This window comes from Pseudomonas sp. B14-6 (genome assembly GCF_013260315.1).
Taxonomy (GTDB): domain Bacteria; phylum Pseudomonadota; class Gammaproteobacteria; order Pseudomonadales; family Pseudomonadaceae; genus Aquipseudomonas; species Aquipseudomonas mandelii.
On sequence record NZ_CP053929.1, the window covers coordinates 2,425,595 to 2,442,108 of the forward strand.

Here is a 16,514-nt window from a genome sequence, read left to right on the forward strand (position 1 = left end):
AATTCCGCATCGGGGGTAAGAGTACGCATTGCGGATGGGCGTGAGTCTAGCACCTGCACTCACTGAATCCGGCCAGCGATGAAGGTTGGACATCTGCAAATTCAAAGTCTGTGAAAAACGAAACATCCAGATACGAAAAGCCCGGCATTTAGCCGGGCTTTTCGAGGTTATCGCTCAGGATCAGTGACGCTTGTGACCTTTGGCCAGATTGCTGCCCACGCCGCCGCCCAATGCGCCGCCCAAGCCTGCACCAATGGTCGAACCAGTCTTGCCGCCCAGGCTGTTGCCGATTACCGAACCACCGGCCGCACCGACGCCGCCACCAATGGCCGCTTTGGTGCGGCTGCCTTTACGTGCTGCCACGGCACTGCCGGCTGCGCCCGCAACACCCGCGCCGATTGCCGCGCCGGTGCTGCCGCCCATGCTCTGGCCGACTACGTTACCCAACGCACCACCCAGACCACCACCGATCGCAGCAGTGCCATCACCGGCAGCCATCGCACCTTGAGTCACCAGAAGTCCCAGAACCAGAGCAGGCAGTGTTAAACGCATGACGAAAAACCTCAAAAATAGGGAATACCGAAAAGCCGGGGATTGAATGCTTTCGAGGAGGAAACGTCCACACAAAAGCCGCCGCTCCTCGCAATTGGCGACGTTTGGACAGCTTTTATGGAAAAGGTTTTATGACAGGCAAAAAAAAGCCCGCTGGGGAACGGGCTAGGGTACTGCTTTCTAACGGATGAGCTGAGACTACGTACTTGGGTGTGAAAACTTTGTGAAAAAACATCAACAGAAAATTCTCGCTTGTCGGTCGACCATTTTTTGGGGTGTCGAGCCCCTCTAAAAATAAAAAAACCCCACTCATTGGCGGGGTTTGTCCGTTTGACCATTACTTCCTGGATGTCACTCGTTTTGGCAAAAACTTCGACCTGAGCACCTTGGTCGCCGCGGATCTGACTTTGCTGGTCTCGACCTGATCTTCACCGAAGCTCGCCACATACTCCGTCTGGCCACACTGCACGCAATTGTTGATTGGAAATTCTGCCCCGTCGTCTTCGATATACGGATCAGTCATAGCGCTTCCCCTCTCAAAGCGGGATCGATACCGGCAAGCCCTATTGCCTGAAAAATATCGACCACCAAGGCTTTTGAGACTAGCCGGTCATTACCGGACTTGTAGTTCAGATCTCCGCATGCCCGACGAATGGACCCCGCCGTTTCCTACAAAATCAGCTGGCGATCAAACAGATTCATTCCGTCACTCACCTCAACTTGACCGCCGTCCCGGTTACAAACACCACGACCATCCCACCCTTGCCGGCCGGCATGCTGATCTCAAAATCGAGCCCCACCACCGCATCCGCCTGAAGCGCCCGCGCCCGCTCCTTGATCTCGTCGGTCGCCTGAATCCGCGCTTCCTTCAACGCCCGCTCCAGCGTCTGGGAACGCCCACCGAAGAAATCCCGCATGCCGGCGAACACGTCGCGAATAACGTTGACGCCCTGCACCGACTCGGCGCTGACGATGTCCAGATAGGCGGTGATTTGGCGGCCTTCGATGGCGTGGGTTGTGGTGGTGATCATGGGGATTCCTTCTTCATAGAGGCGCGCATTATTCCTCTGCGGCCAATCGTTGGAAACAAAAAGCCCAGCAACGGCTGGGCTTCGATAATCAGGTATCACAGTTCTTCAGGCATATTTACAGAGTCAAAGAAGCTTGCCGTCGGAAGCCCCCATCCGCCTGGCGCTCCTGCGTTACTTCCCACACGCCTTTCACTATTCCTACACCATTTTCAGAAGCGACTTCGCTTATTCGCTTGAGCCAACAACGGTGCCATGATTCAAATACTAACGCCAGAAACCACAAAACCCCTGATTTCTCTCGAAATCAGGGGTTCTGGTTACATCGAATTTGGCGGTGAAGGAGAGATTCGAACTCTCGATACAATTTCTTGTATACACACTTTCCAGGCGTGCTCCTTAAGCCACTCGGACACTTCACCGTATCTCTTCAAACATGTTCTGTCTGTCGAGGCGCGCTAATGTAGTCGAAAGCTTTTCTGATGGCAAACTTTTTTTGCAGAATTTTCATGCGCTTAGCGTTTCAGTCGTTCCTGTCGGTTCCGGGCGATGGCAAACCTGCCAATCTCCGGCTTCGCGCCCTCTTCTATAAGCAGAGGAATGCACGGCGTGAGCGGCGAGCTACGCTTGCCCGGCGGGGAAAGGGTGACTGGCGGGTCAGTCACGGCGCTTTACCTGGCCTGCGGCGGTGGGTAACGTCTGCCCAACTTTCATACAAGGAATAGCGTCATGAGTGAGTTGATTTCCTACCATCTCGAAGACGGTATCGCGACCCTGACTTTGAGCAATGGCAAGGTCAATGCCATTTCCCCGGACGTGATTGCTGCGTTTAATGCTGCGCTGGATCAGGCGGTGACTGATCGTGCAGTGGTGATCATTACCGGTACGCCGGGGATTCTGTCCGGCGGTTATGACTTGAAGGTGATGACGTCCGGCCCGAAAGAAGCGGTCGCGCTGGTGACGGCCGGCTCGACGCTGGCCCGTCGTCTGTTGTCGCATCCATTCCCGGTGATTGTGGCGTGCCCTGGGCATGCGGTGGCCAAGGGCGCGTTCCTGCTGTTGTCGGCGGACTACCGCATTGGTGTCGACGGCCCGTTCAGCATTGGCCTGAACGAAGTGCAGATCGGCATGACCATGCACCATGCCGGTATCGAGATCGCGCGTGATCGTCTGCGCAAGTCGGCGTTCCACCGCTCCGTCATCAACGGTGAGATGTTTAATCCACAGAGCGCCGTGGATGCCGGCTTCCTCGATCTGGTGGTGTCGGCCGAAGAGCTGCAAAGTGCTGCGCTGGCGGCGGCGCGTCAGTTGAAGAAGATCAACATGACCGCGCACAAAAACACCAAGCTGAAAGTGCGCAAGGCGCTGCTGGATACGCTGGACAACGCGATCATCCTGGATCAGGAACACATGGGTTAAGCCCGGACAGTCTGCACAGAAAAGCCCGACCGTCGTGTCGGGCTTTTTCATACGCACGCTGTTGAAAAATCCACAACCGCTCTAGCACGCGTCTGACCCACAAGTCGGAAACATGCGTACAAACATCGCCTATCTCCTTCCTCTATAGCGGCAATTGCCGAAAACAGTGCACATCCGTACACTGCGCCACCTTTTGTCCCGGTGGGGCCTGTAAATGCTGTTTGCGTTTCGTATGTTATTGATGGGCCTGCACTTTATTTTGGCCGGTGTGCTTGGGGTGATTCTGGGCCTGTGCCGCCCGTTCAACCCGGACAACAGCCGGTTGTGCGCGCGCCTGTATGCGTGGCCGGCGATGTGTATTTTGCGTTTGCGGGTGAAGGCCGATGTCGGGCCGTTGATGGATAAGCCCGACAGCTGCGTGATCATCGCCAACCACCAGTCCAACTACGATCTGTTTGTGTTCGGCAACGTGGTGCCCCGCCGCACCGTATGCATCGGCAAAAAGAGCCTGAAGTGGGTGCCGCTGTTCGGGCAGTTGTTCTGGCTGGCCGGCAATGTGTTGATCGACCGCGGCAATGCGCACAAGGCGCGCCAGTCGATGTTGACCACCACGCACACCTTGCAGCATCAAGACACATCGATCTGGGTCTTCCCCGAAGGTACGCGCAACCTCGGGGAAGAGTTGTTGCCGTTCAAGAAAGGCGCGTTCCAGATGGCGATCGCCGCGGGCGTGCCGATCGTGCCGGTGTGTGTCAGCAGTTACGTCAAACACATGCGATTGAACCGCTGGCGCAGTGGGAAAATTCTGATCCGCTCGCTGCCGGCAATTCCTACGGCGGGATTGAGCCTGGATGACATGCCCCGGCTGATGGCACAGTGCCGCGAGCAGATGCGCGAATGCATCGAGTCGATGGACCGGCAACTCCAAGCCGTTTGACAATAAACCCGCCTAGTGCGGGTTTTTTTCGCCTGTGAACTTCTGCCGGCGAACTCGGCAGATTTCATTGACTCTCAAGCAGCAGACAAGGCTAAGCTGAGCACGGCTCGCCACTGGGTCTTTGTTAATCAAAAGCGCTAATAAGAAGTGAACCAAAATCATGGGTAGAGTTGTTGCTGCTGCGGTTTATAGCGCCGGTAAAAAAGTCACCAATATCACCCTCGACGAAGGCGCGGCCTGGGCAGCAAAGCCTGGCCACTTTGTCTGGATCGGCCTTGAAGAGCCGAACGCGCAGGAACTGGCCAACCTGCAACGCCAGTTCAACCTGCACGAGCTGGCCATCGAAGACGCCTTGGAAAAACACAGTCGACCGAAGCTCGAAACCTTCGGCGATGCCTTGTTTATCGTCACGTATTCACCGGTCCGGCATGAAGGCAAACTGGAGTTCATCGAGACTCATATCTTTGCCGGCAACGGTTACATCATTACCGCGCGCAACGGTCATTCGGCGTCCTACGCCCTTGTCCGCCAACGTTGTGAGGCGCGTCCGCTGTTGTTGGAGCACGGGGAAGATTTCGTCCTCTATGCCATCCTCGATTTCGTGATTGAAAACTACCAGCCGGTGGGCGAAGCGATCCATGCCGAGATCGATGAGCTGGAGCGCAATGTGTTGTGCAGCGCGCTGAATGAACATGACATCCAGAAGCTGCACGGCCTGCGCCGGGACGTCTTGCGCTTGCGGCGTTATGCGGCGCCGATGGTGGAGATCGGTGAGGAACTGCAGAAGCTGAGCTTTCCGTTTATCGACAAGAACATGCGCCCGTACTTTCGCGATGTGCAGATTCACGTCACACGGCAGATGGAAGACCTGACGACCCTGGCGGACATTGCCAGCCAGACCATCGAGGTCGGTGTGTTGCTGGAGGCGTCACGGCAGAGCGTTGTGCAGCGCAAGTTTGCGGCGTGGGCGGCGATCCTGGCGTTTCCGACGGCGGTGGCGGGGATTTACGGGATGAACTTCCAGAACATGCCGGAGTTGACCTGGCATTACGGGTATTTCGCGGTGCTGGGGTTTATTGCGGTGGGATGTGTGAGTTTGTGGGCAAGTTTCAAAAAGTCCGGGTGGCTTTGAAACGCTTGTGTGGCGAGGGCGCCTGCTCCCTCGCCACACATTCACTGCAATGTTTTAAACCGCTTTAGCTTCTGGCTTATGCGCCACAAACCGCATCATCCACTCCGCAACGGTCGTGCCGTGATGCTCTTGCTCAAGGCTCGCCACACCTTTCGTATAAACCTGCTGACCCAGTGCCTCCTGTCGAATCTCCAACAGCGCACGGGAATAATCGTGAATGAACTCCGGGTGCCCCTGGAAGCACAGCACCTGATCGTTGATGTGGTACGCGGCGAACGGACAGAAATCGCTCGAGGCGATAACCGTGGCGTTTTCCGGTAGCGACGTCACCTGGTCCTGGTGGCTGATCAACAAGGTCAGTTCTTCACGCACCGGACTCATCCATGGCGCCTTGGCAGCGAGTTTGTATTTGTGAGTGCCGACGCCCCAACCTTGGGTCGCTCGTTCGCTCTTGCCGCCCAGCAGCAGCGCCAACAACTGATGGCCGAAGCACACGCCCAGCAACTTGTCGCCGCGTTCATAACGCTTCAGCAAGTAGGCCCGCAGGGTTTCGATCCACGGATCGGTGCCGAAGGAATCGGCCTTGCTGCCGGTGACGAGGTAGGCATCGAAGGTCAGATCGTCACTGGGGTACTCGCCCTGCATCACGTTGTATACGGTGAACTCGGCAGCGATGGGTTGCTGCGAAAACAGATTCTGGAACATCTGCCCGTAACCCTGATATTGATCGACCAGTTCCGGACGCAGGATGTCGGTTTCCAGAATGCAGATGCGTAACGACATAAAAAATACCTGACACGTGATGGGAATAATGCACACCCCAGAGCCTGCCTCGAAACACGGTGACAAGGCAAGCCCCGGAAGGCGTCATACGTCCCTTAGAACGCCTCCCCTTTGGCCGCTTTCTCCAGCAATAACGCAGGCGGCGCGAAACGCTCGCCATACTGCTGGGCCAGGTACTGGGCGCGGGCGACGAAGTCTTTCACCCCGTACTGGTTGATGAACTGCAGCGCGCCACCGGTCCAGGCCGCGAAGCCGATACCGAAGATCGAGCCGACGTTGGCGTCCGCCGTCGAGGTCAGCACACCCTCCTCCACACAACGCACGGTTTCGATGGCTTGCACGAACAGCAGGCGATCGCGCACATCCTTTGGCGAAATCTGCCCGTCGGCTTTCTCGAAACGGCTTTTCAGCTCAGGCCAAAGATGTTTCTGGCCACCGACCGGGTACTCGTAGAACCCGCCTCCTGCGGCTTTACCGGGCCGTTTGTATTCGTTGAGCAGCAAGTCAATCACGGCGAATGCGGGGTGCTCAATCAGCGGTTTCCCTTCTGCTTGCAGGTCTTTGGCGGTCTGCTGGCGGATATGACTCATGAGGCTGAGGGAAACTTCGTCGGAGATCGCCAGAGGCCCGACAGGCATACCGGCCTTGCGTGCTTCCGTCTCGATCATCGGTGCACTCACGCCTTCGCCGAGCATGGCGATGCCTTCGTTGGTGAAGGTGCCAAACACCCGGGAAGTGAAGAAACCACGGCTGTCGTTGACCACAATCGGCGTCTTCTTGATTTGCAGGACGAAATCGAACCCGCGCGCCAGGGTTTCGTCGCTGGTGTTGGCGCCCTTGATGATTTCCACCAGCGGCATTTTCTCCACCGGGCTGAAGAAATGCAGACCGATGAACTTCGTTTGATCCGGCACGGCGGTGGCCAGGCCGCTGATCGGCAAGGTCGAGGTGTTGGAGGCGATCACCGCGGCCGGGCCGACGACCTTTTGTGCCGCCGAGGAGACTTTGGCTTTCAGCTCGCGATCTTCGAATACCGCTTCAATGATCAGGTCGCAACCGGCCAGGTCGGCATCGTTTTCGGTGGTGTGGATCCGCGCCAGGATCGCCTCTCGCTGTTGCGGGAGCATCTGGGCGCGTGCGACTTTCTTGTCCAGCAGCGCCGCCGAGTGGGCCTTGCCTTTCTCCGCTGCTGCGAGGTTGATGTCCTTGAGCACCACTTCAATGCCGGCCGAAGCGCTGACAAAGGCGATGCCCGCGCCCATCATCCCGGCGCCCAGCACGCCGACTTTTTGCGTGACACAAGGTGCAAACCCCTTGGGCCGCGAGCCGCCGGCGTTGATCTCGTTGAGCTGGAACCAGAAGGTGCCGATCAGGTTTTTCGAAATTTGCCCGGTGGTCAGTTCCGTGAAATAGCGGGTTTCGATCAGGTGCGCGGTGTCGAAATCCACTTGAGCGCCTTCGACAGCGGCACAGAGAATCTTCTCCGGCGCAGGCATGCAGCCCTGGGTTTTGCTGCGCAGGATCGACGGTGCGATGGCGAGCATCTGCGCGACTTTCGGGTTCGACGGCGTGCCGCCGGGTATCTGATAACCCTTCACGTCCCACCGCTGTGCGGCGGCCGGATTGGCAATAATCCAGGCGCGCGCCTTGCTCAGCAATTCATCGCGATCTGCGGCCAGTTCATCGATCAAACCCGCTTGCAAGGCCTGTTGCGGCCGGACTTTCTTGCCTTCGAGCAGGTACGGCAAGGCTTTTTCAATGCCCAGCATGCGCACCATACGGACTACCCCGCCACCGCCCGGCAGCAAGCCAAGGGTGACTTCCGGCAGGCCGAGTTGCACGGATGGATTGTCCAGCGCGACGCGGTGATGGCAGGCGAGGCAGATTTCCCAGCCACCGCCCAACGCCGCGCCATTGATCGCGGCCACCACCGGTTTGCCAAGGGTTTCCAGGGTACGCAACTGGCCTTTGAGCGTCAGGACCATGTCGTAAAAGGCCTTGGCCTCGGGTTTGCCGACCTTGATCAATTCATTGAGGTCACCGCCGGCAAAGAAGGTTTTCTTGCCCGAGGTGATGATGACCCCGGCAATGCTGTCCTTTTCGGCCACCAGGCGGGCGACGCAGGCGGCCATGGCCTCGCGATAGACCGCGTTCATGGTGTTGGCGCTCTGGCCCGGCATGTCGATGGTCAGGACGACGATCTGGTCCTGACCTTTTTCGTAACGAATGGCTTCAGTCATGTCACTTGTTCCTTAAGGTCGGGGCTCAGAGGCGTTCGATGATGGTGGCAATGCCCATGCCGCCGCCGACACACAGGGTCGCGAGGCCATAGCGCAGACGCCGGGTTTCCAGTTCATCGAGCAGCGTGCCGAGAATGGCGCAGCCAGTGGCGCCCAGCGGATGGCCCATGGCGATGGAACCGCCGTTGACGTTGACCTTGTCCGGGTCGATGGCCATCTCCTTGATGAATTTCAGTACCACCGAGGCGAAGGCTTCGTTGACCTCGAACAGATCGATGTCTTCAACCCGCAGCCCGGCCTTGGCCAGTGCTTTGCGGGTGGCCGGCGCCGGGCCGGTGAGCATGATGGTCGGGTCGGTGCTGGTGACTGCGGTGGCGACAATCCGCGCCCGAGGCTGCAGACCCAGCGCACGGCCCTTGGCCTCGGAGCCAATCAGCATCAGGGCGGCGCCATCGACGATCCCGGAGCTGTTGCCCGGTGTGTGAACGTGGTTGATCCGCTCCACCTGGCTGTAAACGCGCAGCGCGGTGGCGTCAAAGCCCATCAGCCCCATCATCTCGAAGCTGGGCTTGAGTTTGCCCAGTCCTTCCAGGGTGGATTCGGCGCGGATGAACTCATCGTGATCGAGCAGGATGATGCCGTTCTGATCCTGCACCGGCACCAGTGATTTGTTGAACGAACCGTTGGCCCGCGCCCGCGCTGCCTTTTGCTGGGAATGCAGCGCGTAGGCATCGACGTCCTGGCGGCTGAAACCTTCAATCGTGGCGATCAGGTCGGCACCGACGCCTTGCGGGGTGAAATGGCTGTGCAGATTGGTTTCCGGGTCCAGCGCCCAAGCGCCGCCGTCGCTGCCCATGGGCACACGGGACATGGATTCGACGCCGCCGACCACCACCAGGTCTTCGAAACCGGAACGGACCTTCATCGCACCCAGGTTCACGGCTTCAAGCCCCGAGGCGCAGAAGCGATTGATCTGCACGCCAGACACGCTGACGTCCCAATCGGCGACTTGTGCCGCCGTCTTGGCGATATCGGAGCCCTGATCGCCAATTGGCGTGACGCAACCGAGCACCACATCATCGACCTGGCTGGTGTCCAGCGACGTGCGCTGCTGCAACGCCGTGAGCAACCCGGCCACCAGATTTACTGGTTTGACGCTGTGCAAAGCGCCATCTGCCTTGCCTTTGCCACGGGGCGTGCGTAACGCGTCGAAAATCAAAGCTTGGGTCATGACGTCCTCGAACCTGGGCGGTGAGTAAATACTGAGCTTCCACCTTAGGCCGAGCCGCCATGGATTCAATGACCGCAATGCTCACTGGCGTTGACGGACACGCTCAGACGGACGGTCACTCGGGTGCGGATTAACCGATTAACGTCACCAAGCTGTCTAGCAAACGGGCGCCCAAGAAGCTGGCAATAGGCCTCATGCCTTTTTAAAAGCTTTAAGTAAGCAAACCATACGAAATGGATCTAAACCAAGCGTGACGCGGGCTCTAAGGTGAACATGTACGAAGTTGTCGTCGGGTTTTGCCGAGGCACTCGTCTTACAGGAAGTTCAGCGCTCTGCCGTCATGGAGATATGCAGGCAGGCATCAGGAAATAACAAAAAAGGCGGTCAAGCCATGTTCAAGCATTCGAAAGTACGTCAAGCCGGGCTCATTCTTTTCGCCACTACGCTGTTGTTGATTTTGCCGAACTTGACCAAGGTGATCGGTTAAGCGGTCTTCAAATAATACGGCGCCAGGTTTTTACATCGCCCTCTTAAAAATGTGACTGGCTCGCTACCCGGGCCAGCGTGGGTGTGCCAACCTTTGCGGCACTTCCACGACATGGACGGCGATCATTTGAAAACGCTCATTCTCTTTGGGGCCTTGCTGCTCAGCACGCCCTCGTATGCCGCACAGCTGAACCTTGAGCTGGGCGCGAGCAGTCGCACCTGGCAGACCGAGGAATTGCTCAAGCATCCTCAGGTCCAGACCATCACTATCAGCGACGACGTTTCCTACAAGCGGGACATGAGTTATCGCGCAGTTCCGTTGGCGGCGTTGTTGACCGGCATCAAGCCTGAAGACCATCTGCAAGCCGTGGCGCTGGACGGATTTGCCGCTGAACTGTCGGCGGCACCGTTGCTGAACGCCAAGGGCGCGCGCGCGTGGCTGGCGATTGAAGACCCGGCGAAACCGTGGCCGGCGTTATCTGAAGGGAAACCGGGTGCCGGGCCGTTTTATCTGGTGTGGGTCGATCCGCAAGCCGGCAACATCAGCCCGGAGCAATGGCCGTTTCAAGTGGCGAGTATCAAGCGCATGGCGCCCGTGGCCGAGCGCTTTCCTGCGCTGCTGCCGGATCCGGCCTTGAAGGCGGATGATCCGGTGAACAAAGGCTTTGCGCTGTTTCAGAAGAATTGCCTGGCGTGTCATCGATTGAACGGTGCAGGGGATGCGCAGTTCGGGCCGGATCTGAATATTCCGTTTAGCCCGACCGAGTACTTCGGGGCGGATTTTCTGAAGCGCTACATTCGAGATCCGCAGAGTTTGCGCCAGTGGCCTCAGGCGAAGATGCCGGGTTTTGCGCCGACGGTGTTGCCGGAGGGGGATCTGGAAATGCTGGTGGGGTATTTGAAGCATATGGCTGGGCGCAAAGCTAAGCCCTGATCCATTCCCTGGAGGAGCGAGGCTTGCCCGCGAAGGCGTAGTGTCAGTCGACATCAATGTGAATGACAGTACGCCTTCGCGGGCAAGCCTCGCTCCTGCAAGGGGCCATGGTGTTTCGGTTATTGCTGCTGAACGGAGATAATCGGCGCTGGCATCGGCGTCGGCGAAACAAACACCTTCGCGTGCATTTGCTCACACCCACCGCCCCGGCGCATCCCGCGTACAGGGCAGGCATCCAGGTAATCCAAGCCCACCGCCAGTTTCAAATGCCGTTCCGGCCGGGCCAATTCATTGGTCACATCGAAGCTGTACCAAGCGTCATCAAGCCAGGCTTCGGCCCAGGCGTGACTGGCCAGGTGTTCGCTATTCTCGCTGTACAAATACCCAGACACATAACGTGACGGAATGCCCAGGCTGCGGGCGCACGCGAGAAACGCGTGCGTGTGGTCCTGACAGACACCGGAACGCCCGGCGAAGGCCTGGGCGGCGCTGGTGTCCACTTCGGTGGAGCCCGGCGTGTAGGTCATGTGCGAATTCAGGCCATGCATCAAGTCGATCAACGCCGTGCGATCCCGGCGTTTTTTGCATTCCTTTTCCGCGAACGCACGCAGGGCTTCGTCGGCTTCGGTCAGGCGCGTGAAGCGCAGGAACGGCAGTGCCGACTGGCTTTCATGTTCGGCTTCGCGCAGCTCGTCGATGTCCACCTGGCCACGGGCGCCGATGATGATCGCCTCGTGGGGTTCGTCCATTGTCAGCACATGCAGGATGTTGCCGAACGGATCGAGTTGCGCGCGTACCGGGCGCGGCAGGTCGAGTTGCCAGCTGAGCACATGCTGACGCTCGCTGTCGTGGGGTGTCAGTCGCAGGTACTGGATGCTCGCCCGCACCTGATCTTCGTAGTGATAGGTGGTTTCGTGGCTAATGGAAAGTCTCATGCAGCCTCCAGGTAGGAACTGTGAATGGCGTTACCCAACTGGCGCACCAGCGGGATGAATTCGGTCAGCCAGGCGTGCAGGCCTTCGTCGAGAATTTCGTTGATGCCGGTGTAGCGCAGGCGCGCGTCCATCTCCGCCGCCAGACGTTGCGCGGGACGGCCATTGGCCCCCGGCAACTGGGCAAGGATCTGGTCGATTTCTTCGGTGCAGGCACGCAGGGAACGTGGCACATCGGCGCGCAGCAACAGCAACTCGGCCACATGCCGGGCACCGGGTGCATCGCGATAGATCTCGGTGTAGGCCTCGAACGACGACAACGCCCGCAACAACGCGCTCCACTGGTAATACGCGTGAGCAGTGCCGTCGCTGACCGCTTCGGCCTGATCGCCGGCCATTTCGTAGCGGGCGTCGAGCAGGCGCAACGTGTTGTCGGCCCGTTCGATAAACGTCCCCAGGCGAATGAAGCGGAACGCATCGTTACGCATGATCGTGCCGTAGGACGCGCCACGGAACAGGTGGGAACGTTCCTTGATCCACTCGCAAAAACGGCTCATGCCGTAGCGACTCAGGCCTTGCTCGGCGATCCCGCGAATTTCCAGCCAGGTGGCGTTGATGTTTTCCCACATGTCGGCGGTGATTCGCCCACGCACCGCATGGGCACTGGCCCGCGCCGCGCCCAGGCAGCTGTAGATGCTCGCCGGGTTGGCCGCGTCCAGTGCGAAGAAATGCAGCAGCCGCTCGGCGTGCAAATCACCGTGGCGCTCCAGGTAATCGTCCAGGGTGCCGGTAATCAGCAGCGGCATGGCCAGTTCGTGCAGACCGTCACCGCGACCGTCCTGCGGCATCAGCGACAGCGAATAACTGATGTCGAGCATCCGTGCGAGGTTTTCCGCCCGCTCCAGGTAACGCGACATCCAATACAAATCCGAGGCAGTTCTACTTAACATGGCAGGCTTCCTTCAATCCTCGACCACCCAGGTGTCCTTGGTTCCGCCGCCCTGGGAAGAATTCACCACCAGAGAGCCTTCACGCAGGGCGACACGGGTCAAACCGCCGGGCACAACCCGGGTTTCGCGGCCAGACAATACAAACGGACGCAGGTCGATATGGCGTGGCGCAATGCCGTTTTCGACAAAGGTCGGACAGGTCGACAGGGACAACGTCGGTTGCGCGATATACGCGTGGGGCTTGGCTTTGATCCGCGCGCGGAACGACTCGATTTCCGCTGCGGTCGCCGCCGGCCCCACCAGCATTCCGTAACCGCCGGAGCCCTGGGTTTCCTTGACCACCAGGTCTGGAAGATTGGCCAGCACGTGGGACAGTTCAGAAGGATTGCGACACTGGAACGTCGGCACGTTCTTCAGGATCGGCTCTTCGTCCAGGTAGAAACGGATCATGTCCGTGACAAACGGATACACCGATTTGTCGTCCGCGACCCCGGTGCCGATGGCATTCGCCAGCACCACGTTGCCGGTTCGGTAGGACGACAGCAGCCCTGGAACGCCGAGCATCGAGTCCGGGTTGAACGCCAGTGGGTCGAGGAATGCATCGTCGAGGCGACGGTAAATCACGTCGACCGCCTTCGGCCCGTCCGTGGTGCGCATGAACACCTTGTCGTCGCGCACGAACAGGTCCGCGCCTTCCACCAGCTCCACGCCCATCTCTCGCGCCAAAAAGGCGTGCTCGAAAAACGCGCTGTTGAAGCGACCCGGCGTCAGCACCACCACGCTCGGATTATCGATCGGGCTGGAGCTTTTCAGAGTGTCGAGCAGCAGGTTCGGATAATGGTCGATTGGCGCGATGCGCTGGGCCGAGAACAACTCGGGAAACAGTCGCATCATCATCTTGCGGTCTTCGAGCATGTAGCTCACGCCGCTGGGTGTACGCAGGTTGTCTTCGAGCACGTAGTACGTGCCGTCGCCATCGCGTACCAGATCGACACCGGAAATGTGCGAATAGATATCGCGGTGCAGATCGAGCCCTTGCATCGCCAGCTGGTATTGCTCGTTGGCCAGCACCTGCTCGGCCGGAATGATGCCGGCCTTGATGATGCGCTGCTCGTGGTAGAGGTCGGCGAGGAACATGTTCAACGCCTTGACCCGCTGGATACAGCCGCGCTCGACGATCCGCCATTCACTGGCGGGGATGCTGCGCGGGATGGTATCGAAGGGAATCAGGCGCTCTGTCCCCTGCTCATCACCGTAGAGCGTGAAGGTAATCCCGGCGCGATGAAATAACAGATCGGCCTCGCGTCGCCGTTGTGCCAAGAGCTCGTCAGGCGTCTCGGCCAGCCAACGGGCAAACTCCCGATAATGCGGGCGGACCTGGCCGCCGGCATCGTACATCTCATCAAAATAGGTGCGGATCATGCCGTACTCCTTGTCACCCGGACATCTAGGCATCGCAAGGCCCGTGCCATCGGCAGAAACGCTTTGTTATCAATCAGTTGGAGAATCACGCCGTTTGCACCGCACCAATCCTGTGCAGCAAACGCCCCACGCTGATCGCCCCCGCTTCATTGCAAGGCGACGTTGTCACCTATCACCAGCATAGTCAGAGTTGATTTCACTGCCCGGCCGGCGGTGCGGATAATCCGCGCATCCGCTGCAAAACCTGACCGAACTTCCCTTTAGCCGCCTGCTCAGGCGGTTTTTTTTGCCTCGGGATTCTTGTTTCAGGGTTTTGCCAAGGGGCGGATGCCACAAACGAAAACGGCCAACCCGAAGGTCAGCCGTTGCTGAGCGTTGTCACTGTTCATAACGTTATGCGAGACGCCCTCGTATTTCCTGCTTGACGCCCCACCCTTCGAGGATGCCGCCCAGAGGCTCAACCACCGCCTCGAAACCCTGTTCGAAATCGCCGATGTCATCGTAGGTGGCGTACATGACTTTGCTCAGTTCGAGCGCCCATGCGCCGTCATCGCGCACACTGATTTGCGCGTTCAAGGATTCACCTTTGTATTGCCCTGCCGCCCTGCGTGCCCGCTCCTCGTCCGGGAAAATGGCGTAGAACTCGATGGGATGGAACCGTGAAAAATCGAAACCGCCTTCTTTCATGCGGCGCAACACGCTGCTGCTGATGTCTTCTTGATAGGCTGTGCTCATGAAACGTCCCCCTCAATCATGATGGATAGACTTTCCGTATTCCCGGCACGCGCAACCGATTGGTGCGAGCGATGCGGCAACCAGGTCGCCGGTGGGAAGCAAGCATGTAGCTGACAAGTCCAGACCTTAGCGATCCGTTCGCTGATCTCGATTGCAGAGTAGCCCCAAGACGGAGGCGCTGCCAAGGCCTGGATAAGAATGAGACAGGTGTTGTTCAGATTGGCGTGATGCCGAGGATTTGAATGCTGTTCTGCGCTTTGAGATTTTTTACGCTGGCATCAGCGGTGCGCCCTTCCAGATCATTCAGATCCAGTTCAGCGGCGACAGGAAGGAGCCGGCCTTTGATGAGTTTCGCGGCTTGCTCGTTATCCGGGCACTCGTCGCACTCAAAGACTTCATCGACTGTTTCACCGTGATCATCCACGAAAGTGATTTTCCACTTTTGCATCAGTGCCTCCTCGAACAAACCCGCAAATGGGCTTACATCCATCTGGACGTTTGGCCTGAGTGATCGTTCAAACGGATTACCGCATGCAGGTATGAAAAACATACAGGAACCTGCAGGAGCGAAGCTTTCGCGAGCAAGCTTCGCTCCTGCAAGGGGGTTATGCGTACATCTTCAGTTTAGTCGTTGCTTGGCTTGTTGATCGCTTGCAGCACGTATTGCGGCAAGGCGAAGGCGCCGATGTGGATTTCCGGGTTGTAGTAGCGGGTGATGATGCCGCTGCCGGCGAAACGCTGTTGCAGGGTTTCGCGGGACAACTTGCGATAGGCGGTGTTGGTCGCACCCCAGGCAAAGGTCATCGAGCCGCCGATGTAGGTCGGCACCGCGGCCTGATAGAAGTGCCAGTCCGGAAACAGACTGCGCAGGCGACCCGCGGTGGTTTTGACTTCTTCGATCTGCATGAACGGTGTGCCGTTCTGCGTGACCAGGATGCCGCCCTCGTTCAGGCAGCGACGGCAGGCCTGGTAGAAGTTTTCGGAGAACAGCACTTCACCCGGACCGATCGGGTCAGTGGAATCGGAAATGATCACGTCGAATTTTTCGGTGGTGGTGGCGACGAAACGCATGCCGTCATCGATTACCAGATTCAGGCGGGGATCATCGAACGCACCCTTGGAGTGGTTCGGCAGGAATTCCTTGCACATGTCGACCACGGTGCCGTCGATCTCGACCATGGTGATGTGCTCGATGCTGCGGTGCTTGGCCACTTCACGCAGCATGCCGCCGTCGCCACCACCGATAATCAGTACACGTCTGGCGGCGCCATGCGCCAGGATCGGCACGTGGGTGAGCATCTCGTGGTAGATGAATTCGTCGGCCTCGGTGGTCTGGATCACGCCGTCCAGCGCCATGACCCGGCCCATGCGCGGGTTTTCGAAAATCACCAGGTGCTGGTGTTCGGTGCGCACTTCGTGCAGCAGTTTTTCCATGCGAAAACGCTGGCCGTAGCCTTCGTAGAGGGTTTCCAGGTATTCGCTGGTGGTGGTGTTGCTCATGGGAAGTGCTCCGATGAATGCGGTGGCAACGGACGGTTACCCGCCCATGATGGCCAATCGATCGGCTCGATTAACCGGGAAAGGCGCGCATTCTACGTTGCGGAAGATGACAGGTCGAACCTTCTGACGCCCACATACCTGTAGGAGCGAGGCTTGCCCGCGAAGAACGATAACTCGGTCTCTCTGTTAAACCGTTTAATCGTTTTTCGCGGGCAAGCCTCGCTCCTACAGGG

Annotated in this window: 16 protein-coding genes and 1 tRNA gene; 4 read left to right on the forward strand and 13 right to left on the reverse strand. The window is 58.6% G+C overall.

All coding sequences use genetic code 11. From position 1 onward, the window contains the following. Nucleotides 1-180: 180 nt before the first annotated feature. From HP062_RS10970 to HP062_RS10980, 4 genes are all read right to left on the reverse strand, one after another. Nucleotides 181-552 (reverse strand): hypothetical protein, encoded by a 372-nt coding sequence (locus HP062_RS10970; RefSeq protein ID WP_010456583.1) that lies wholly within the window; start codon nt 550-552, stop codon nt 181-183. 337 nt (nt 553-889) lie between these two features. After that, the gene (locus HP062_RS31055) at nt 890-1,075 is read right to left on the reverse strand and encodes a hypothetical protein (protein WP_010456584.1); all 186 of its coding nucleotides are present in this window, start codon (nt 1,073-1,075) and stop codon (nt 890-892) included. Nucleotides 1,076-1,262: 187 nt separating this feature from the next. Beyond that, the gene (locus HP062_RS10975) at nt 1,263-1,583 is read right to left on the reverse strand and encodes a YbjQ family protein (protein WP_010456586.1); all 321 of its coding nucleotides are present in this window, start codon (nt 1,581-1,583) and stop codon (nt 1,263-1,265) included. 329 nt (nt 1,584-1,912) lie between these two features. Next, nucleotides 1,913-2,002 (reverse strand) — tRNA-Ser (locus HP062_RS10980). Between the two features lie 307 nt (nt 2,003-2,309). Between HP062_RS10980 and HP062_RS10985 the strand changes: the two genes are divergently transcribed. The 3 genes from HP062_RS10985 (at nt 2,310) to HP062_RS10995 (ending at nt 5,068) form a co-directional block, all read left to right on the forward strand. Beyond that, entirely contained in the window at nt 2,310-2,999 is a 690-nt protein-coding gene (locus tag HP062_RS10985) for a crotonase/enoyl-CoA hydratase family protein (RefSeq protein ID WP_010456588.1), read from the forward strand. 214 nt (nt 3,000-3,213) lie between these two features. Beyond that, entirely contained in the window at nt 3,214-3,936 is a 723-nt protein-coding gene (locus HP062_RS10990; protein WP_010456590.1) for a 1-acyl-sn-glycerol-3-phosphate acyltransferase, read from the forward strand. 160 nt (nt 3,937-4,096) lie between these two features. Then, on the forward strand, nt 4,097-5,068 hold the full coding sequence (locus HP062_RS10995) for a magnesium and cobalt transport protein CorA (protein ID WP_010456592.1): 972 nt from the start codon (nt 4,097-4,099) through the stop codon (nt 5,066-5,068). Between the two features lie 54 nt (nt 5,069-5,122). On the opposite strand, the gene HP062_RS11000 is transcribed toward HP062_RS10995, so the two are convergent. The 3 genes from HP062_RS11000 to HP062_RS11010 all read right to left on the reverse strand — a co-directional run bounded on the left by HP062_RS11000 (nt 5,123) and on the right by HP062_RS11010 (nt 9,322). Continuing rightward, complete coding sequence (locus HP062_RS11000; RefSeq protein ID WP_010456594.1) at nt 5,123-5,851, reverse strand: amidotransferase; 729 nt, start codon at nt 5,849-5,851, stop codon at nt 5,123-5,125. Between the two features lie 95 nt (nt 5,852-5,946). Then, entirely contained in the window at nt 5,947-8,091 is a 2,145-nt protein-coding gene (locus tag HP062_RS11005) for a 3-hydroxyacyl-CoA dehydrogenase NAD-binding domain-containing protein (protein ID WP_077748177.1), read from the reverse strand. Nucleotides 8,092-8,116: 25 nt separating this feature from the next. Further along, the gene (locus HP062_RS11010) at nt 8,117-9,322 is read right to left on the reverse strand and encodes an acetyl-CoA C-acetyltransferase (protein ID WP_172791404.1); all 1,206 of its coding nucleotides are present in this window, start codon (nt 9,320-9,322) and stop codon (nt 8,117-8,119) included. Nucleotides 9,323-9,920: 598 nt separating this feature from the next. On the opposite strand from HP062_RS11010, the gene HP062_RS11015 reads away from it, so the two are divergent. Further along, nucleotides 9,921-10,742 (forward strand): cytochrome c, encoded by an 822-nt coding sequence (locus HP062_RS11015; protein ID WP_010456607.1) that lies wholly within the window; start codon nt 9,921-9,923, stop codon nt 10,740-10,742. Nucleotides 10,743-10,861: 119 nt separating this feature from the next. Here the strand turns inward: HP062_RS11015 and HP062_RS11020 are convergent, their stop codons facing one another. The 6 genes from HP062_RS11020 to speE all read right to left on the reverse strand — a co-directional run bounded on the left by HP062_RS11020 (nt 10,862) and on the right by speE (nt 16,281). Next, complete coding sequence (locus tag HP062_RS11020; protein WP_010456609.1) at nt 10,862-11,677, reverse strand: transglutaminase family protein; 816 nt, start codon at nt 11,675-11,677, stop codon at nt 10,862-10,864. Next, on the reverse strand, nt 11,674-12,624 hold the full coding sequence (locus HP062_RS11025) for an alpha-E domain-containing protein (protein ID WP_010456611.1): 951 nt from the start codon (nt 12,622-12,624) through the stop codon (nt 11,674-11,676). The genes HP062_RS11020 and HP062_RS11025 overlap by 4 nt, the downstream gene beginning before the upstream one ends. A 12-nt stretch (nt 12,625-12,636) precedes the next feature. Next, the gene (locus HP062_RS11030; RefSeq protein WP_010456613.1) at nt 12,637-14,046 is read right to left on the reverse strand and encodes a circularly permuted type 2 ATP-grasp protein; all 1,410 of its coding nucleotides are present in this window, start codon (nt 14,044-14,046) and stop codon (nt 12,637-12,639) included. Between the two features lie 393 nt (nt 14,047-14,439). Next, nucleotides 14,440-14,781, reverse strand: a complete 342-nt coding sequence (locus HP062_RS11035) for a ribonuclease E inhibitor RraB (protein WP_010456615.1) — start codon at nt 14,779-14,781, stop codon at nt 14,440-14,442. 214 nt (nt 14,782-14,995) lie between these two features. Continuing rightward, nucleotides 14,996-15,229, reverse strand: a complete 234-nt coding sequence (locus HP062_RS11040) for a hypothetical protein (protein WP_077748175.1) — start codon at nt 15,227-15,229, stop codon at nt 14,996-14,998. Nucleotides 15,230-15,405: 176 nt separating this feature from the next. Continuing rightward, nucleotides 15,406-16,281 (reverse strand): polyamine aminopropyltransferase, encoded by an 876-nt coding sequence (gene speE / locus HP062_RS11045; protein ID WP_172791405.1) that lies wholly within the window; start codon nt 16,279-16,281, stop codon nt 15,406-15,408. Nucleotides 16,282-16,514: the final 233 nt, after the last annotated feature.